Genomic DNA, 18,225 nt, shown 5'->3' with positions numbered 1-18,225 from the left:
CTTACACAAGGTACGCGAGGCCAGGATGGACCGCGGTGTAGCCGTCGACCAGCCTGCGGGCGACGTTCACCGAGTCGACCAGCGGGTGCAGGGCGAAGGCCTTCACGGCCGTCGCACGGGAGCCGGACTCGGCGGCGGCGAGCACCTCGCGCTCGACGGCCTTGACCGAGCAGACGAGTCCGGTGGCGTGGTCGGGCAGCGGGTCGACGGCGACGGGGTGGGCGCCGTTGGCGTCGACGAGGCAGGGGACCTCGATGACGGCATCGTTGTCGAGGACGGACAGGGTGCTCTGGTTGCGGACGTTGAGGATCAGGGTGGTGCGCTCGTCGCGGGCGATGGCCCGCATCAGGGCGAGGGCGACCTTCTCGTAGCCGCCGGAGAGGTCGTCGGCGTCGCGCTCGCCGACGCCCGCCGTCTCCCGGTTCTCGGCCATGTACGTGGCCTCGCGCTCGGCGCGGGTACGGTCCCAAGAGGCCAGGGCTTGGGCGTCCGGGTCGGTCATCTCGTCGTAGAACCGGGCCTGTTGGTCGCGCAGGAAGGCGCCGCGGGTCCGCTCGGCCTCCTGGTAGGCCTGTACGGCCTCGCGGTTGAAATAGTAGTAGTGCAGGTATTCGTTCGGGATCGCGCCGAGGGACTTCAGCCAGTCGGGGCCGAAGAGCTTGCCCTCCTCGAAGGAGCCGAGCAGGGCGGGGTCGGCGAGCAGGCGGGGGAGTTCGTCGCGGCCGGCGACGCGCAGGCCGCGGACCCAGCCGAGGTGGTTGAGGCCGACGTAGTCGATCCACGCCTCGGCCGGGTTCTTCACGCCGAGGACACGGGCGATACGGCGGCCGAGGCCGACCGGTGAGTCGCAGATGCCGATGACGCGGTCGCCGAGGTGGCGGGACATGGCCTCGGTGACCAGGCCCGCGGGGTTGGTGAAGTTGATGACCCAGGCGTCGGGCGCGAGGCGGGCCACGCGCCGGGCGATGTCGACAGCCACCGGTACGGTCCGCAGGCCGTATGCAATACCACCGGCACCCACCGTCTCCTGTCCGAGCACACCCTCGGCGAGCGCCACCCGCTCGTCGTTGGCACGGCCCTCCAGACCGCCGACGCGGATCGCCGAGAAGACGAAGTCGGCGCCGCGCAGGGCCTCGTCGAGGTCCGTCGTGGCGGTCACCCGGGGGGCGTCGGGGACCTGGGCGGCCTGTTCGGCCAGCACGCGGGTGACCGCGGAGAGCCTCTGGGGATCCAGGTCGTGCAGCACGACCCGGGTCACCCGCCCCTCGCCCCGGTCCCCGAGCAGCGCCCCGTACACGAGCGGCACCCGGAATCCGCCGCCGCCCAGAATCGTCAGCTTCACGCTTGCACCTTTCCTGCCACGACCACGTCGACGCCGGCCTCCTCCAGGGCGGCCCGGGTCGTCGTGTCCACGGGAGCGTTCGTCACCACCACGTCCAGGTCCTCGGGACCGCAGACCTTCGCCATACCCGTACCCGGGAACTTCGCCGAGTCCGCCAGCAGGACGACCTTGTCGCTCGCCGCGATCATGGCCCGCTTGACCGGCACCTCGACCACGGTCGTGTCCATCACCTGCCCGCCCGGACGCACCCCGCTGGTGCCGAGGAAGAGCCAGTCGGCGTGCAACTGGCGCAGATTGTCCTCGGTGAGGAAGCCGACCAGGGAGCGGTACTCGCGGCGGACCATGCCGCCGAGGATGACCAGCTCGATGCCCTCGTCGTCGGCGAGTTCCTCGTAGACCACCAGATTGCTGGTGATCACGGTGATGCGGCGGCCGTGCAGCTGCCGGGCCAGCCGGTAGGCGGTGGTGCCGATGTCGAGCAGCACCGACTGACCGTCCTTGATCATCGCGGCGGCGCGTTCCGCTATGACGTCCTTCTCGGCCACACGGACCTCGGCGACCTCCGCGAACGGCTGGTCGCCCTCCTCCACGACCGCGCCGCCGTGGACCCGGGTCAGCAGGCCCTCCTCCTCCAGTTTGAGCAGGTCACGCCGGATGGTGGCGGGGCTCACGCCGAGCTGCTCGGACAGGTCCGTCACGGCCGCGGGCCCGCCGGAGCGCAGGGCCCGCAGGATGAGTTGATGTCGTCGTTCTGCCAGCACGGCATGAACACTACTCGTCATCTTCAATCATTTCTATGCTCAGTTCTGCTTGGGTATTGACCAATGTCGCCGAGCGGCGCACGATTCCGGTCACTGAAATGAAGAGTTTTGACGAACTCCCGGCGAAGGGATGCGCGCGTGGACGACGACCGGCCCGATGTGCTGCTGACCGGGCTGCTCTTCTACGACCTCGTCCTGACCGGGCTCGGCAAGCCGCCGACGCCCGGCGAGGAGATCTGGACCGAGGGCATGGGCAGCAGCCCCGGCGGCATCGCCAACCTGGCGGTGGCCGCCTCCCGGTTCGGCCTGAGGACCTCCCTGGCCACGGTCTTCGGCGACGACTTCTACGGCACCCACTGCCGTGACGTCCTCGCCGGCCAGGAGCACATCGACCTCGCCCTCTCGCGCACCGCCCCCGGCTGGCCCACCCCGGTCACCGTCTCCCTCGCCTACGGCGCCGACCGCGCCCTCGTCACCCACGGCCAGGAGCCGCCGTACTCGCAGGACGCGCTGATGGGCGATCCCCCCGAGGCGCGCACCGCGCTCGTGCACCTCGAATCCGAACCGCGCGAGTGGATCGGCAAGGCGGCCGCGAACGGCACGCTCATCTACGCCGACGTCGGCTGGGACCCCACCCAGCGGTGGCCGGCGAGCCTGCTCGACCAGCTCGCCCTGTGCCATGCCTTCCTCCCCAACGAGACCGAGGCGATGGCCTACACCCGCACCGACAGCGCCCTCGCGGCGCTCGGCACGCTCGCCGAACTGGTGCCGGTGGCCGTGGTCACCCGCGGCGGCGACGGCGCGGTGGCCGTCGACCAGACCACCGGCGAGTTCGCCGAGGTCCCCGCGCTCGACATCGATGTCCTGGACGCGACGGGCGCCGGGGACGTCTTCGGCGCGAGCTTCGTCGCGGCCTCGCTCGGCGGCTGGCCGCTCGCGGAGCGGCTGAGGTTCGCGGTGCTGGCCGCCGGTCTGTCCGTAGGGCGGCACGGCGGGGCGCTCGCCGCGCCCGGCTGGTACGGCGTCCACCGCTGGTGGCAGGCGCTCGACGATCCCGGACTGCGGCGCTCGTACGGCTTTCTCGCCGACCGGCTGCCGCCGGACCCGGGACCGCCGGTCCGCCACGCCCCCGTCACTCCCCCGAACATCCCCCTTGGTACGTGAATCCCGAAAGGCGGTGGGAGCTGTGCGGCTCTCACGAAGAGGCCTGCTGCGCGCGGGCCTGGCCGGTACGGCCGCCACGGCACTGGGCGGTCTGGCGACCGGCTGTGCCGTACCGACCGGCTCCACGGGCCGGAACATGGTGCTGTGGTACTGGAGCGGCGGCCTGAGCGACACGGTCGTCGAGAACGCGAAGGCGCGTTACGACAGCTCCGTCACCCTCAAGGCCCAGCAGATCGGCGGCTACTACCGCTCCAAGCTGATCACCACGATGGCGGGACGAGCCCACATCCCCGACATCGCGGGGCTCAAGGGCGAGGACATGGCCTCGTATCTGCCGAACGCCGACCAGTTCGTGGATCTGCGGACCTTGGGCGCGGACCGGCTGAAAAGCCAGTACCTGTCCTGGAAGTGGGACCAGGCCATCGCCGACGACGGCTCGATGATCGGCTTCCCGATCGACTGCGGTCCGCTCGCGCACTACTACCAGCCGGCGGTGTTCGAGAAGGCAGGGCTGGCGTACGAGCCCGACGACGTCTCCCGCGAGATGGGCACCTGGGAGGCGTTCTTCGCGGCCGGTGAGCGGCTGAGGAAGCGCATACCCGGCACCTGTCTGCTCGTCGACGTCCTCGCCGTCTACGAGAACTCCGTCAACCAGGGCACCCAGCGGTACGTGGACAAGGACGACCACTTCATCGGCGACCAGGAGCACATCCGCACCGCCTGGGACCGAGCTGTCGAGGCCAAGCGGCGCGGGCTGATCTCCGACATCGTCAACGGCACCCCGGACTTCAACGCCGCCACCGAGAGAGGCCTGCTGCCCAGCCAACTGGGGGCCTCCTGGGCGGCGGGCGACCTCAAGCTCGGGCTGCCGAAGACCGCAGGGAAGTGGCGCGTCGCCGCCATGCCGGGCGGACCGGCGAACAACGGCGGCTCGTTCCTGTCCGTCACGAAGGCGTGCCGGGAGCCGGAGCGGGCCTTCGAGATCATCACCTGGATGCTGAACCCGGCCAACCAGGCGCAGGGCTTCGTCGACGCCGGTCTGTTCCCGTCGACGCCGGCCTCGTACGAGATGAAGAAGCTGCGTGAGCCCGACCCGTTCTTCGGGGGTCAGATCACCATGGATGTCTTCGGACCGGCGGCGGAGCAGATCCCCGTCGCCTACAACAGCCCCTACGACGTGGCGCTCGGACAGCCCATCAAGGACGAGATGAAGAACGTCGGCGTCCTCGGCAAGAACCCGGACAAGGCCTGGAGTGACGCCATGAGCAAGTGCCGGCGCATCGCGGACCACCTGGGGGTGACCTACTGATGGCCGTCATCGAACAGACCCCGCCCGCGGTCGCACAGCCCACCCCCACCCGGCCCAAGACGGGCTTCCGCACGTACTGGCACCTCTACGCCGCGATCTCCCCCTTCTATCTCCTCTTCCTCTCCTTCGGCCTGATCCCCGTCGGCTTCTCGCTCTATCTCTCCTTCCACCGCTGGGACGGCCTCGGCTCCATGGAGTGGGCGGGCCTGTCGCAGTACCAGTACCTGATCTCCGACAGCGACTTCTGGCAGTCGATCGGGAACACGATCGTCATCTGGGCGCTCGCGACCTTCCCCATGATCTTCCTGGCGATGGTCACGGCCGTGATGCTCAACTCCGCCGTCCGCTTCAAGAACGTTTACCGCTTCGCGTACTTCCTGCCGAACGTCACCTCGATCGTGGCCGTCGCGATCGTCTTCGGCTCGATCTTCTCCACCAACTTCGGCCTGATGAACGCCCTGTTGCAGGCCGTCGGCCTGGATCAGGTGGCCTGGCTGAACACTCCGTGGGGCATCAAGGTCGCCATCGCCACCCTGATGACCTGGCAGTGGACCGGCTACAACGCGATCATCTTCCTCGCCGGGCTCCAGACGATCCCGAGTGATCTGTACGAGGCGGCCCGCATCGACGGCGCCGGTCCCGTGCAGACGTTCTTCCGGGTCACCCTGCCGCTGCTGCGGCCGACGCTGCTGTTCGTGCTCGTCGTCTCGACGGTCACCGGCCTGCAGAGCTTCGCCGAGCCCCAGGTGCTGCTGCAGACCACGGCGAACGAGTCGACGTTCTCGGGCGGCCCCGACCACGCGGGCCGGACCATGGTCCTCTACTTCTTCCAGCAGACCTTCGACAACAACGACTTCGGCTACGGCGCCGCCGTGGCATGGGGCATCTTCCTCGTCGTCGTCATCTTCTCGATCATCAACTGGCGCCTGGTGCAGCGCCGGGGCGAAGAATAGGAAGGCCGGTCACCATGGCATCCATCAAGGGCTCCCGGCGCCGGGGCATCGCCCTGCACGCGGTCCTCGTCATCGGTCTGCTGCTGTCGGCCTTCCCGTTCTACTGGGCCGTGATCATGTCGACGCACACGTCGACCGAGATCTTCTCCTATCCGCCGAAGCTGCTGCCGGGCACGCACTTCCTGGAGAACGTCCGCCATCTCCTCGACAACATCGATTTCTTCGGGTCGATGTTCAACTCGCTCCTTGTCGCGACCTCAGTGACCTTTCTGGTTCTGTTCTTCGACTCGCTGGCCGCGTTCGTCTTCGCCAAGTTCCGGTTCCCGGGGCGGCGGCTGCTTTTCGCGCTGATGATGGCGATCTTCATGGTGCCGGCGCAGCTGGCCGCCATCCCGCAGTTCGTCATCATGGCCAAGCTCGGCTGGATCGGCTCGATGACCGCACTGATCGTCCCGGCCGCGGCGAACGCGTTCGGCATCTTCTGGATGCGCCAGTACATGAGGAGCGCCATCCACGACGAACTCCTGGACGCCTCCAGGCTGGACGGCGCGAGCTTCATGCGCCAGTACTGGCATGTGGCGCTCCCGGTCGTCCGGCCCGGCCTCGCCTTCCTCGGCATCTTCACGTTCATGGGCCAGTGGAACGACTACGCCTGGCCGTTGATCGCCCTGACCAACCCGGACAATGTCACCTTGCAGGTCGCACTGTCCCAACTCAACGGCACCCACGGCACCACGGACTACGGCATGGTGATGACCGGCGCGCTCCTCGCCCTCGTCCCGCTGCTGATCGTCTTCGCCATCGGCGCCCGGCAGATCATCGGCGACCTCGCCAAGGGGGCCGTGCGCGGATGAACGCCCTGTTGGCGCTCCGCCCCTGGGAGGCACCCGAGGTGACCTCCTGGGGGCGGCTTCCGATGTCCGCGGTCGACCGGCGGACCGGCGCCATGTCACTGGACGGTGAGTGGCGCTTCCAGTTGCTGCCGTCGCCGGACGCCGCATTGAGCGACGTCTGGTCCACTTCGTACGTCCCCGGCGCCTGGACCCTCCAGGACACCGACGACCTCCCGCAGTACACGAACGTCCGCATGCCGTTCGCGGAGTACCCGCCCTCGTCGCCCGTGGCCAATCCGACGGGGGTGTACGAGCGGGAGGTGAAGGTGCCCGCCGAGTGGGCCGGGCGGCGGATCGTGCTCCAGGTCGGGGCGGCGGAGCTCGGCTTCTACGTCGTCGACGAGGCGGACATCGAGTCGCACGACCACGCGCATGAGATCGCCGACGACCCGCGCTATCTGGGCGCCTTCGTGGACCGCGTCTCGCGGATGGTGCTGCGGGACAAGAACCATCCTTCGGTCATCATCTGGTCGCTGGGCAACGAGTCCGACTACGGGGCGAACCACGACGCGGCGGCGGGCTGGGTGCGCCGGCACGATCCGGCACGGCCGATCCAGTACGAGGGCGCGGCCAGACTCGACTGGGCGGCGACGGACGACGTCTCCGACATCGCATGCCCCATGTACGCGCCGATCGAGGACTGTGTCGCCCACGCGCTCTCCGGCGAGCAGACCAGACCGCTGATCCAGTGCGAGTACTCGCACGCCATGGGCAACAGCAACGGCACGCTCGCCGACCACTGGGCCGCCATCGAGTCAACGCCGGGTCTTCAGGGCGGCTTCATCTGGGAGTTCTGGGACCACGGAATTCTGCAGCGCGTGACAGACGGCAGACCCGCCGGGCGCTCCGGCGCCGGGCTGTACGACAACGGTGTCGCCGCGCCCGGCTTTCGCTGGGCGTACGGCGGCGACTTCGGCGAGGCGATCCACGACGGCGCGTTCATCGCCGACGGCATCGTCCTCCCCGACCGCACGCCCAAGCCCGTGATGTACGAACACCGGGAGATCGCGGCGCCGGTGCTCTTGCACTCCTTCCGCCACGAGGGGCTGGTAGTGCAGAACCACCAGTGCTTCCGTGGCCTGGACTGGCTGGAGGCCCGCTGGGAGCTGGCACTCGCGGACGGCCGCACCCTGACCGCTCCGGCCGAGCTGCCCGATCTCCGGCCCGGCGAGACGGCGGCGGTGCCGCTGCCGTTCGAGCTGCCTCAGGACGGTGGTGAGGCCTGGGTGACACTGCGGGTGACCACGAAGGACGACGAGCCATGGGGACCGCGCGGCACCGAGGTGTGCACGCCCCAACTCCGGCTGCGGGCGGCACCGGCTCCACGGGAGGCGACCGTCACGAGCGGTCCTCCCGTCGAGGTCGACGCCGAGGGTCTGCTGGTCCATCCGCTGCTGACCGCGGCCCCCACCCTGTCGCTGTGGCGCGCGCCCACCGACAACGACGAACTCGGTGGCATGGCACCGCGCTGGCGGACCTGGGGCCTCGACGCACTGGTCCGCAAGGTCGTGTCGGTGCGCGAGGACGACGGCCGGGTGACCGTGCACGCGCAGTACGCGGGCACGGTCGGCGTCGTCCGCCACGTCCAGACGTTCACTCCCGTCCAGGGCGGGGTCCGCATCGAGGAGTCGGCCGAGCTGCCCGAGTCCTTCGCCGACGTGGCCCGGGTCGGCTCGGTCTTCGAGACGGTGCCGGGGCTCGACCTGCTGGAGTGGTTCGGGCAGGGCCCCTGGGAGTCGTACCCGGACCGCAGCGCGGGAGCACCCGTGGGCCATCATCGGGTGCCGGTGGACGAGTTGTTCACGCCCTTTCTGCGCCCGCAGGAGAGCGACGGCCGGCACGGCGTACGGCATCTCACGCTGTCGGCGCCGGATGCCACGGGTCTCGCGGTACGGCTCGACGAGCCCCGGCAGGTCTCGGTGAACCGATACCGCGCCGCCGACCTCACCGCCGCCGCCCACCATGACGAACTGGTCCCGCGCTCCGAGTGCGTGGTGCACATCGACGCGGCTCACCGGGACCTTGGCACCGCCTCGTGCGGCCCGGACACCTCGGCCTCCTATCTGATCCCCCCGGGTGTCCACCGCTGGACCTGGACCCTGCGCGCCCTCTGAATCCCTCCCGTCACGGAACTCTCATCGGAGACGATGTGTGCACCTCGCACGAGCCTGGGCAGGAGTCTGCCCGCGCGAACGCCGGCAGACGCAACTTCCTCAGGGCCACCGCGCTGATCGGCGCCGCGGCCACCGCCGTCACGCTCCCAACGGTCGCCGAAGCGGCGGCAGTCGAGCGCGACCGGCGGCCCGACACCGAGAGCCGCCGCTTCACGCTCGCCGTGATGCCCGACACCCAGTACCTCTTCGACGGACCGAGCATCAACGCGGCGCCGGTCGAGGCCTCCCTGCGCTATCTGCTGGAGCACGGGCGCGAGGACAACGTCGTCTTCCTCTCCCACCTGGGCGATCTGACGGAGAACGGCGCCAAGGCCGAATGCGACGCGATCGGCGAGGCGTTCGAGCTGCTCGACCGGCGGGGCGTCGGCTACAGCGTCCTCGCGGGCAACCACGACGTCCGCTCCTCGACGAACGACCAGCGCGGTGCGACTCCGTACCTGGACACCTTCGGCCCGGACCGCTTCGCCGGAAAGCCGACCTTCGGCGGGGCCTCCCCCGACGGCTACAACACCTTCCACGTCTTCAAGGCGGCCGGATGCGAATGGCTCGTCCTGGCGCTGGACTGGCGGCTGTCGGAGAAGGGCTACGCCTGGGCGAAGGACGTAATCGCCCAGCACCCGAGCACCCCGGTCATCCTCACCACGCACGAACTCGTCCACGGCGACGACGCGTTGTCCTCCTACGGCCAGCAGCTGTGGGACAAGCTGGTCAAGGACCACGACCAGATCTTCCTCACCCTCAACGGCCACTACTGGCCGGCCGCCCGCGCGGTCCGCAAGAACACCGCAGGGAACGACGTCCATCTGCACCTGACGAACTATCAGAACCGTTACTACGGCGGCGCCGCGATGATCCGCCTCTACCACTTCGACCTCGACCGGAACACGATCGACGTCGAGACGCTCTCGCCGTGGATCCTGGGCCGGGCCTCGAAGGGACTGAACGAGCTGGAGCGGCAGGAGATGGAGCTGTCCGGTGACGCGGACCGGTTCTCCGTCGACATCGACTTCGCCGAGCGCTTCGCCGGGTTCGCGCCGATACCCGAGCGCCCGGCCCGGCCGGCCGCCGAGATGCTGGTGCGCGGCACGCTCGCTTACTGGCGGTTCGACGGCCACGAGGAGGGCGCGCCGGTCGAGGGCACGGTCCGTGACCTGTCCGGCAACGGCAACGACCTGACGGTGGTCAGGGTCGGCGACTCCGACCTGACCTGGTCCACGGCCCACCACCCCGACCAGCCGGGCCACGGCAGCCTGTACTTCCGGGGCGGCAAGCCCCCGCTGAAGGGCGCCTACCTCCGCACGATCGACGGCGCTCCCCTCAACTCGGCCACCCTCAAGGCCGGTTACACCATCGAGGCGTTCTACTGGCTCCCGGCCGACTGGACCGCGTCCCGCAACGCCTGGGCCGGACTGATCGGCCGTACCGGCACCGGCGGGGCGGCGGGCAGGACCGAGGGCGACCCGGACGAGCCGCTCGCCACCCTCTCGCTCTCCGACGGACCCGGCCCGCAGTGGGCCGTCCGCCCGCTCAACCAGCAGGGCATCGCCACCAACTGGGGCGACGAGACGGCCCCCGAGAAGTGGTGGCACCTCGCCGTCGTCAACGACGGCACCCACACCACGATGTACGTCCAGGGCTGCCCCGTCGCCCGCAACCCGCACGCCCCCGCCATCGGCCTCACCACGGTCGGCCTGCCCTGGCTGCTCGGCGGCTACGAGTACGGCGGAAAGATCGACCAGATCCTCTACGGCCGGCTCGGCGACGTCCGGATCGTCGGACGGGCGCTGCCCGTCACGTCGTTCATGAACCACTGACACCACCCTTGCGAAAGAGACCTCCCATGAACGACCAGCAGCTGCCCGCCTGGGCCGACCCGTCCGTCTCCCCCGAGTCGCTCGACCCGCAGGGCCTGTCCCGGCGTGGACTCCTGCGCGGCGCGGGCCTGTTCGGCGCCGCCTTCGCCCTCGGTGCCGCCGCCGTCCCCGCGTCCGCCTCCGAACGCTCCCTCGGCGGCGACGACCCGCGCCTCGCCTATCTCGTCGGCGACCATCACATCCACACCGTGTACAGCCACGACGCGAAGTACACGTTCTCCCAACTGGCCGCCGCGGGTGCGAAGTACGGCCTGGACTGGATGGTGTTCACCGAACACTCCAACTTCGGGCACGCCAAGTACGGCGCCCCGCTGGAGCACGAGGAGATCCTCAAGGCCCGCGCCGAGAACCCGCGCCAGCTCATCTTCCAGGGCCTGGAGTGGTACATCCCGGCCGCCGAGCACTGCACGGTCTTCACGGCGCCCGGCCCCAACGAGGTCGAGCTGCTCACGAAGTTCGAGAGCACCTACGACGGCAAGCTGCTCGGCTACACCGACGGGGCCCCCGGCCACCCCAACACGGCGCGCAACGAGGCCCACGCCGTCAAGGCGATCCAGTGGCTGGCCGAACAGCGGCGCACGGGCTACATCGACGACGTCCTGGTCCTCGCCAACCACCCCATGCGGCTCGGCATCGACTCCCCGCACGAGATGCGCAACTGGCGGGACGCGGCGCCCGAGATCATGATCGGCATGGAGGGCGCGCCGGGCGCCCAGGGCGCGGCCATCCCCGGCTGGCGCGGCACGACCTCCATCCGCGGCGAGTACGAGAACAAGCCGTCCGCCAACTCCTTCGCCGGTTACCCGACGGACGGCTACCTGACGTACGGCGGCTTCGACTGGGCGACGGCGACCGTCGGCGGGTTGTGGGACTCGATGCTGGCAGAAGGCAGCCTGTTCTCGATCACCACCAACTCCGACGCCCATCGGATCGTCTTCGACACCTGGAAGAACGGCGACTGGCAGCCGGGCCAGAACTTCGACAACACCGGCAGGCTGCCCGACCCGGTCAACACCGACTCCCCGCAGCCCGGCAGCGACTTCTGGCCCGGCCAGTTCTCCCGCACCCACGTCGGCGTCACCCGCTACGGCTACCGCTCCGTGATGGCGGGCCTGCGCGCGGGCCGCGTCTGGCTGGACCACGGGCATCTGCTGGACGGGCTCGACGTCCGGCTGAAGCGGGACTGCGACCTCGGCCGGGGCGTCACCCTGGGCGGCCGCCTCCGCGTCCGCAAGGGCGAGCGGCTCACCCTCAGCATCACGGTGACCAGCGCCTCCCGCCCCAACCCCCAGGGAATCCTGCCCGAGTTGGCGCATGTGGACGTCATCCGGGGCGCGGTGCGCGGCCCGGCGGCCGACCGGGACGACTGGCGGGCGCCCGACACCAAGGTCGTCCACACCAGCGACGTCGGCGGCCGCAAGGGGACGTACACCCTGCGCGTCCCGCTCGTCGCCGGGGACGAGTCCTTCTACGTCCGTCTGCGCGGCAGCGACGGCAACCGGAACGGCGCCGGGTACCTCGGCGCGTCGGTCGACCCGCACGGGCCGATCGTGCACGAGCCCGGCAACGGTGACCCGTGGGCCGATACGTGGTTCTATTCCAACCCGATATTCGTCGACGTGAAGGGTGCTTGATGAAGCGTCAACTCGCGTGCCTGGCCGCCTTATTCGGTGCGTTCGCGGTGGGCGCCGGGACCGCCTCGGCGGCCGGTGACCCGCACTGGGAGGAGACCAGCACGGCGTACACCGACACCCTGGGCGGCGGGCAGGGGCTCGCCAGCCGGGCCGACGGCTCGCTGCTGTACCGGGGTCTGGTGGACATCCCGCTGTCCCTGCGGATCAAGGGCTGGAACCACGTCGGCGACCCGGACATCGCCCAGGGGCATGTCTTCGACGCCTACCAGGGCCCGGACACGGCCACCTCCAAGATGTTCGCGGTCACCACCCCGGCCGGGAAGCGCTACGAGTACGTGCATCGGCTCAACCCGGGCGAGAAGCTGAACAACTCCTTCGCGACCGTCTCGCCGGACGGACAGTGGATGGTGTCGGGCGAGTGGGGCGACCAGAACCGCCTCCAGGTCTTCCCGACCCCGCTGCTCAATCCGTCCACACCGCCGACCGGCGGCGATCTGAAGGAGGCCTGGCAGATCACCCTGGACAAGCCGGTACGGGACATCCAGGGCTGTGACTTCATCACCGACACCCGTCTGGTGTGCGCCTCCAACGACGCCACCGGCTCCCTCTTCCCGGAGATCCGCCCCCTCCTCCAGGTCGACCTGCCCCGCAAGCTGGACGGTCAGCCGATCACCGGCGCGGTGAAGGCCCTGTTCGCACTGCCGCAGCGCAGCCTGTGCACGGGCACCTTCGAGACGGAGGGCGTGGACTACGACACGAAGAGCGGCATCCTGCGCGCCGAGGTGATCCAGCCCGGCGTGTGCGCGGTGTCGACGAGCGTCTACTCGTACCGCCAGGTCACGGACTGATCCACCAGAGGTACGGTGGGCCGCGTGACCATGGAAGAGTCGCTGCGGCCCCAGTCCCTCATGCTGACGTTCCTGGGCGAGCAGGTGCTCGGCCGGGACGTCTGCGTGTACTCGGGCTGCGTCATCGATGTCTTCGCCCGCGCGGGGATCGGCGAGCAGGCCACGCGCTCGACGCTGACCCGGATGGTGAACCGGGGTCTGCTGCGCCGCCAGCGCGAGGGCCGTCGTATGTACTTCGGGCTGACGGAGCGCTCGACGGCCGTACTGCGCGACGGCGAGCGCAGGATCTGGCACACCGGCGCCGTCAACCGGCAGTGGGACGGCACCTGGACCCTGCTCGGCTTCTCGCTCCCCGAGTCCTGGCAGCGCCAGCGCCACGATCTGCGCTCCCAGCTCACCTGGAGCGGCTTCGGACCGCTGTTCAACGGCCTGTGGCTCGCCCCCGGCGAGGTCGATGTGTCGTCCCTGGTCGCCGAACTCGGCCTGTCCGCCCATGTGAAGGTCTTCCGCGCCCACGCGGACACCGGCATGGACATCGGCGCGATGATCGAGGAGACCTGGGAACTGTCCGAACTGGCCGCCCGCTACGACGCGTTCGTGGACCGCTGGCAGCCGTGGGAGACACAAGCCCCCGACCCGGACGACGCGCTCACCCTGCGCCTGCGGCTGCAGGCGGAGTGGCTGCGGCTGATCCGCCGTGATCCCCGGCTGCCGGTCCGCCATCTGCCGGAGGGCTGGCCGGCGGACCGGGCCGAGAAGACGTTCCGGGCGGTCCACGAGCGGCTCACCCCGCTCGCGGACGCCGCGGCCGAGCGCCTTCTCGACCTGGTGCCGGTGCGCGAGGATCAGGCGTAGAACCGCGACAGGCTCTGCAGCACCGCCGCCGGCTTGGTGCCGTCCTCGATCTCGATCGTGCCGTCCACGGTGATCTGCGCCCCGCCGGGCACCTCATCGACCTCGGCGAGCCTTCCGACCAGGCGGATCCGCGAGCCGACCTTCACCGGCGAGGGGAAACGCACCTTGTTCAGGCCGTAGTTGACCTTCGTGGTGACGCCCTGGACGTCGAGCAGCTCGGTGAACAGGGGGATGAAGAGGGAGAGGGTGAGATAGCCGTGGGCGATGGGGGCGCCGAAGGGTCCGGCGGCGGCCTTCTCGGGGTCCACATGGATCCACTGGTGGTCGCCGGTGGCGTCGGCGAAGGTGTCGATGCGTTCCTGGGTGACCTCGATCCACTCGCTGGTGCCGAGGTCGCTGCCGGCCAGCTTCTTCAGTTCGTCGAGGCCGTTCACGGTGATGCTCATGGGGTTCCTTAGCTGTTGCCGTACCGATTGCGGACACGGGACTTGAGGAGCTTTCCGGAGGCGGTGCGCGGGAGTTCGTCCGCGAGGACGACCGACTTCGGGATCTTGTATCTGGCGAGGCGGCCGGAGAGGGAGGCGAGGATGTCGTCGGGGTCGAGCGTGGCGCCCTCGCGGGGCACCACGACCGCGCGCGGGACCTCGCCCCACTTGTCGTCGGGCACGCCGATGACCGCGCACTCGACGATGTCCGGGTGGGCGAGGAGCAGGTCCTCGATCTCGGCGGGGTAGATGTTCTCCCCACCGGAGATGATCATGTCCTTGATGCGGTCGACGATGAACACATAGCCGTCCTCGTCGATGCAGGCCGCGTCCCCGCTGCGGAACCAGCCGTCCGCGAAGGAGGCGGCGCTCTCCTCGGGCAGCCCCCAGTAGCCGGACATGACGTGCGGCCCGCGCACGACCACCTCCCCCGTCTCGCCGACGTCGGCCGGAGTCAGGTCGGGGCGCACCACCCGCACATCGCTGAAGAAGTGCGGCACACCCGCCGAACCCGCCTTGCTCACCGCGTGTTCGGCATCCAGGAAGAGCGCGCCGGGCGCGGTCTCGGTCATGCCGTAGCCCTGGAGGAAGGTCAGCCCGCGTTCCTGGTACGCGGCGATCAGCGGGGTCGGCACCGGGGAGCCGCCGCAGGTCAGGATCCGCAGGGAGGACAGATCGGCGTCCGCCCAGCGCGGATGCCGGGCCAGTTGGTCGAACATCGTCGGCACCCCGAACATGAAGCTGATCCGGTGCCGTTCGACCAGCTCGAAGGTGGCGTCCGGGTCGAAGGACTCGACCAGGACACAGGTGCCGCCCTTCAGCAGGACCGGGAGCGTCAGCATGTTCAGGCCGGCCGTGTGGAACAACGGGGCGGAGACCAGGGCGCGTTCATCGGTGATCAGGTCGGTGTCGACGAGGACGTTGATCGCGTTCCAGGTGAGGTTGCCATGGCTGAGCATGGCGCCCTTGGGGCGCCCCGTCGTGCCCGAGGTGTACATGATGATGCAGGTGTCGTCGGGGGCGACGGGTTCGTCGACGGGGTCGTCCGAGGCCGACGCGAGGACGGCCTCGTACTCCTCGCCGACCTCCAGATAGGTACGTACGTCCGTGCTGCCCGGCAGTCCCGCGACGAGCCCGGTGTGCGAAGGGCCGTGGATCAGTGCCTTCGCGCCGGAGTCGGCGAGCTGATAGGCGATCTCGGGTCCGGCCAGGCGTGTGTTGAGCGGGACGAAGACCGCGCCGAGGGTGCCCGCGGCGAACAGGGTCTCCAGATAGGAGGGGTGGTTGGGGCCGAGGTAGGCGATACGGTCGCCGCGGCGCAGGCCCCGGGCGCGCAGGGCGTGGGCGAGGCGGGTGGTGCGGTCGTACAGCTCGGCGTAGGTGAAGCTGGTGTCGCCGTGGATCAGGGCGGTGCGGTGCGGGGTCTTGCGGGCCCGGCGTGCGGGCCATGACCCGGTTCCCTCGTTGCGCATCGGGCACCCCTTACGGTTTGGTCAGCCCGAGCAGACGGGCGGCGTTCTCCTTGAGGATCTTCGGCCTGACCTCGTCCTTGATCTCCAGCTTCGCGAAGTCGGCGAGCCAGCGGTCGGGGGTGAGGACGGGGAAGTCGGAGCCGAAGAGGACCTTGTCCTTGAGCAGTGTGTTGGCGTACCGCACGAGCTGCGGCGGGAAGTACTTCGGCGACCAGCCGGACAGGTCGATGTGCACGCCCGGCTTGTGGGTGGCGACGGCGAGGGCCTCGTCCTGCCAGGGGAAGGACGGGTGCGCCAGGATGATCTTCAGATGCGGGAAGTCGGCGGCGACGTCGTCGATGTGCAGCGGGTTGGAGTACTTCAGCCGGATTCCGCCGCCGCCCGGCACTCCGGCGCCGATCCCGGTCTGTCCCGTGTGGAACAGGGCGATCGTGCCGGTCTCCTCGATCACCTCGTAGAGGCCGTAGGCCACCGAGCGGTCGTCGGGGAAGAAGCCCTGGATGCTGGGGTGGAACTTGAACCCCTTCACGCCATACTCCTCGACCAGCCGGCGCGCCTGTCTGATCCCCGCCTTGCCGCGGAAGGGGTCGATGGAGGCGAAGGGGATGAGGACGTCGGAGTTGGCCGCCGCGGCCTCGGCCACCTCCTCGTTCGGGACCGGTGCCGTGCCGGTCGCGGACTCGGCGTCCACCGTGAAGATCACGGCGGCCATGTTCCGCTCCCGGTAGTGGGCGGCGGTCTCCTCAAGAGTCGGCTTCCGCTTGCCCTCGACCTTGAAGTAGGCCGAGGAGGCGGCGTGCAGGTCGTCGGCGAGCGAGGAGTGGCCCCGGGAGGAGACCTCCGCGTGGGTGTGGACATCGATGGCGACCAGCTTGTCCAGGTCCATCACGCCTCCGGGAGCTTCGGTGCCGGGATGCCGACCGTCTGGAGTTCGGCGCCGACCGAGGCGGGCCAGGCGTCGGCGAGGGTGTCGGGGGTCCAGCCGCCGTCGGCGTAGGCCGTGCTGATCTCCTGCGGATGCGACCAGAGTGCCACCTTGTCGCCGCCGATGCCGATGCACTGGCCGGTCACCGAGCGGGCCGCCGCGGAGGCCAGGAAGGGGACGAGTGCCGCGCAGTCCTCGGGGGTGCCGAAGCCCTCGCCCTTGCGGAGGAAGTCGGGGAGCGGGTCCCCGTTCCGCATGGCCTCGATGTACGGCGCGAAGGCGGGGATGGTCTCGGTCATCGCGGTCGCGGCGACGGGCACGATCGCGTTGACGGTGATGTTCGCGCGGCCCAGCTCCATGGACCAGGTACGGGCCATGGCGGCGATGCCCGCCTTGGCCGCCGCGTAGTTGGTCTGGCCGAAGTTGCCGCGCTGCCCGGCCGGGGAGCCGACCAGGATCAGGCTGCCGCCCTCGCCCTGCTCGCGCATCCGGACGGCGGCGGCGCGGGCGCAGGTGAAGGTGCCCCTGAGGTGGGTCGTGACCACGGCGTCGAAGTCGTCGTCGGTCATCTTCCACAGCACCTTGTCGCGCAGGATGCCGGCGTTGGTGACCAGCGCGTCGAGCCGCCCGAACTCGGCCACGGCACGCTCGACGAGCCGGTCCGCGGCCTCGGTCGTACCGACCGCGACCGCCTCGGCGACGGCCGTGCCGCCCGCCTCGCGGATCGACTTCGCGGCCTGTTCGGCGACGGCCTCGTCGAGGTCGTTGACGACCACCGAGGCCCCGTGGGCGGCCAGGGCGTGCGCGTAGGCGAGGCCGAGGCCCCGGCCGCTGCCGGTGACGACGGCGGCCTTGCCGGTGAGATCGATGCTGGGCACGGCTGAGTCCCTTCAGGTCGGGAGGTGTGCGACGTGGAGATAGAAGCTAAGAGCAATAATTGGTGACGTCAATAGTTGTCGCCGACCGCCGGGTGCGAAAGACTGGGGCCATGGACACCAAGACCACCCCGATCGACGCAAACGAGCCGTGGATGCGCGAACTGCACGCGGACACCGGCTATCTGCTCTACCGACTGGGCCTGCGCTCCGGGCAGCTGTTCAACTCCTGCCTCCAGGAGTCCGGACTGCGCCTGCGCCACTACGCGGTGCTGCGCTTCCTCGCCACCTGCGAGGGTGCCCTCCAGCGCGAGCTGAGCGCCCGCCTCGGCTACGACCCGAGCGCGATCGTCGGCCTGGTCGACGACCTGGAGAAGGCGGGCTTCGCCGAGCGCCGCCCCTCCCCCGACGACCGCCGCAGCCGGATCGTCGTCCTGACCGATCCCGGCCGCGCCTTCCTGCGCGACATCGACGAGGCGGGCCTGCGCGTGACGAACGAGCTCCTGGATCCGCTCGACCCGGCCGAGCGCGAGACCCTGCACGCCCTGCTCCTGCGGATCGTCCAGGACGGACCGACCTGACGAAGGCGAATGTTGTGCAAATGATTGACGGCTGCACGACTACTGCCTAACTTCACGGAGGCATCAGGCACCGTCCCCCA

At 69.8% G+C, this 18,225-nt stretch carries 16 protein-coding genes; 10 read left to right on the top strand and 6 right to left on the bottom strand.

Annotated features, from left to right (window positions below; genetic code table 11):
• Position 1: 1 nt before the first annotated feature.
• Together H4N64_RS02045 and H4N64_RS02040 are read right to left on the bottom strand one after the other, a co-directional pair.
• On the bottom strand, positions 2 to 1,342 hold the full coding sequence (locus tag H4N64_RS02045; protein WP_186280314.1) for a family 4 glycosyl hydrolase: 1,341 nt from the start codon (positions 1,340 to 1,342) through the stop codon (positions 2 to 4).
• Positions 1,339 to 2,103, bottom strand: a complete 765-nt coding sequence (locus H4N64_RS02040) for a DeoR family transcriptional regulator (protein WP_186280313.1) — start codon at positions 2,101 to 2,103, stop codon at positions 1,339 to 1,341. Before H4N64_RS02040 ends, H4N64_RS02045 begins: the two co-directional genes overlap by 4 nt.
• 138 nt (positions 2,104 to 2,241) lie before the next feature.
• On the opposite strand from H4N64_RS02040, the gene H4N64_RS02035 reads away from it, so the two are divergent.
• Genes H4N64_RS02035 through H4N64_RS01995 form a run of 9 tightly spaced genes read left to right on the top strand, consistent with a single transcriptional unit; the run spans position 2,242 to position 13,807 of the window.
• Positions 2,242 to 3,267: a PfkB family carbohydrate kinase gene (locus tag H4N64_RS02035; RefSeq protein ID WP_186280312.1), complete on the top strand. Its 1,026-nt coding sequence runs from the start codon at positions 2,242 to 2,244 to the stop codon at positions 3,265 to 3,267.
• 22 nt (positions 3,268 to 3,289) lie between these two features.
• The gene (locus tag H4N64_RS02030) at positions 3,290 to 4,576 is read left to right on the top strand and encodes an extracellular solute-binding protein (protein WP_186280311.1); all 1,287 of its coding nucleotides are present in this window, start codon (positions 3,290 to 3,292) and stop codon (positions 4,574 to 4,576) included.
• Positions 4,576 to 5,529, top strand: a complete 954-nt coding sequence (locus tag H4N64_RS02025) for a carbohydrate ABC transporter permease (protein WP_186280310.1) — start codon at positions 4,576 to 4,578, stop codon at positions 5,527 to 5,529. The genes H4N64_RS02030 and H4N64_RS02025 overlap by 1 nt, the downstream gene beginning before the upstream one ends.
• 14 nt (positions 5,530 to 5,543) lie before the next feature.
• Positions 5,544 to 6,383 carry a carbohydrate ABC transporter permease gene (locus H4N64_RS02020; protein WP_186280309.1) on the top strand — a complete coding sequence of 280 codons (840 nt, stop codon included), beginning with the start codon at positions 5,544 to 5,546 and terminating at the stop codon, positions 6,381 to 6,383.
• Entirely contained in the window at positions 6,380 to 8,536 is a 2,157-nt protein-coding gene (locus tag H4N64_RS02015; protein ID WP_186280308.1) for a glycoside hydrolase family 2 TIM barrel-domain containing protein, read from the top strand. Before H4N64_RS02020 ends, H4N64_RS02015 begins: the two co-directional genes overlap by 4 nt.
• Positions 8,537 to 8,571: 35 nt before the next feature.
• Positions 8,572 to 10,410, top strand: coding sequence for a LamG-like jellyroll fold domain-containing protein (locus tag H4N64_RS02010; RefSeq protein WP_186280307.1), 1,839 nt, complete (start codon positions 8,572 to 8,574; stop codon positions 10,408 to 10,410).
• Positions 10,411 to 10,436: 26 nt separating this feature from the next.
• Positions 10,437 to 12,104: a PHP domain-containing protein gene (locus H4N64_RS02005; RefSeq protein WP_186280306.1), complete on the top strand. Its 1,668-nt coding sequence runs from the start codon at positions 10,437 to 10,439 to the stop codon at positions 12,102 to 12,104.
• Positions 12,104 to 12,952: a hypothetical protein gene (locus H4N64_RS02000; protein ID WP_186280305.1), complete on the top strand. Its 849-nt coding sequence runs from the start codon at positions 12,104 to 12,106 to the stop codon at positions 12,950 to 12,952. The genes H4N64_RS02005 and H4N64_RS02000 overlap by 1 nt, the downstream gene beginning before the upstream one ends.
• A 30-nt stretch (positions 12,953 to 12,982) precedes the next feature.
• Positions 12,983 to 13,807 (top strand): PaaX family transcriptional regulator, encoded by an 825-nt coding sequence (locus H4N64_RS01995; RefSeq protein ID WP_186280555.1) that lies wholly within the window; start codon positions 12,983 to 12,985, stop codon positions 13,805 to 13,807.
• Here the strand turns inward: H4N64_RS01995 and H4N64_RS01990 are convergent.
• From H4N64_RS01990 to H4N64_RS01975, 4 genes are read right to left on the bottom strand one after another with little or no spacing between them, the layout of a single operon-like run.
• Positions 13,798 to 14,253, bottom strand: a complete 456-nt coding sequence (locus H4N64_RS01990; protein ID WP_186280304.1) for a MaoC family dehydratase — start codon at positions 14,251 to 14,253, stop codon at positions 13,798 to 13,800. The genes H4N64_RS01995 and H4N64_RS01990 overlap by 10 nt on opposite strands.
• 8 nt (positions 14,254 to 14,261) lie before the next feature.
• Complete coding sequence (locus H4N64_RS01985) at positions 14,262 to 15,764, bottom strand: acyl-CoA synthetase (protein WP_186280303.1); 1,503 nt, start codon at positions 15,762 to 15,764, stop codon at positions 14,262 to 14,264.
• A gap of 10 nt (positions 15,765 to 15,774) precedes the next feature.
• Complete coding sequence (locus H4N64_RS01980) at positions 15,775 to 16,650, bottom strand: amidohydrolase family protein (RefSeq protein ID WP_186280302.1); 876 nt, start codon at positions 16,648 to 16,650, stop codon at positions 15,775 to 15,777.
• Entirely contained in the window at positions 16,650 to 17,567 is a 918-nt protein-coding gene (locus tag H4N64_RS01975; RefSeq protein WP_186280301.1) for an SDR family oxidoreductase, read from the bottom strand. The genes H4N64_RS01980 and H4N64_RS01975 overlap by 1 nt, the downstream gene beginning before the upstream one ends.
• 110 nt (positions 17,568 to 17,677) lie before the next feature.
• Between H4N64_RS01975 and H4N64_RS01970 the strand changes: the two genes are divergently transcribed.
• A complete protein-coding gene (locus tag H4N64_RS01970; protein ID WP_260859504.1) occupies positions 17,678 to 18,145 on the top strand; it encodes a MarR family winged helix-turn-helix transcriptional regulator in 468 nt (155 codons plus the stop codon).
• Positions 18,146 to 18,225: the final 80 nt, after the last annotated feature.

Source organism: Streptomyces cupreus (genome assembly GCF_014257025.1).
Taxonomy (GTDB): domain Bacteria; phylum Actinomycetota; class Actinomycetes; order Streptomycetales; family Streptomycetaceae; genus Streptomyces; species Streptomyces cupreus.
This window is presented reverse-complemented; position numbering and strand designations above follow the sequence as displayed.

Bases quoted from the DNA above. Each gene is read 5' to 3' on its own strand.
- H4N64_RS02025 (WP_186280310.1), top strand. From the start codon at position 4,576: ATGGCCGTCATCGAACAGACCCCGCCCGCGGTCGCACAGCCCACCCCC.
- H4N64_RS02020 (WP_186280309.1), top strand. From the start codon at position 5,544: ATGGCATCCATCAAGGGCTCCCGGCGCCGGGGCATCGCCCTGCACGCG.
- H4N64_RS02015 (WP_186280308.1), top strand. From the start codon at position 6,380: ATGAACGCCCTGTTGGCGCTCCGCCCCTGGGAGGCACCCGAGGTGACC.
- H4N64_RS02005 (WP_186280306.1), top strand. From the start codon at position 10,437: ATGAACGACCAGCAGCTGCCCGCCTGGGCCGACCCGTCCGTCTCCCCC.
- H4N64_RS02000 (WP_186280305.1), top strand. From the start codon at position 12,104: ATGAAGCGTCAACTCGCGTGCCTGGCCGCCTTATTCGGTGCGTTCGCG.
- H4N64_RS01995 (WP_186280555.1), top strand. From the start codon at position 12,983: ATGGAAGAGTCGCTGCGGCCCCAGTCCCTCATGCTGACGTTCCTGGGC.
- H4N64_RS01990 (WP_186280304.1), bottom strand. From the start codon at position 14,253: ATGAGCATCACCGTGAACGGCCTCGACGAACTGAAGAAGCTGGCCGGC.
- H4N64_RS01985 (WP_186280303.1), bottom strand. From the start codon at position 15,764: ATGCGCAACGAGGGAACCGGGTCATGGCCCGCACGCCGGGCCCGCAAG.
- H4N64_RS01980 (WP_186280302.1), bottom strand. From the start codon at position 16,650: ATGGACCTGGACAAGCTGGTCGCCATCGATGTCCACACCCACGCGGAG.
- H4N64_RS01970 (WP_260859504.1), top strand. From the start codon at position 17,678: ATGGACACCAAGACCACCCCGATCGACGCAAACGAGCCGTGGATGCGC.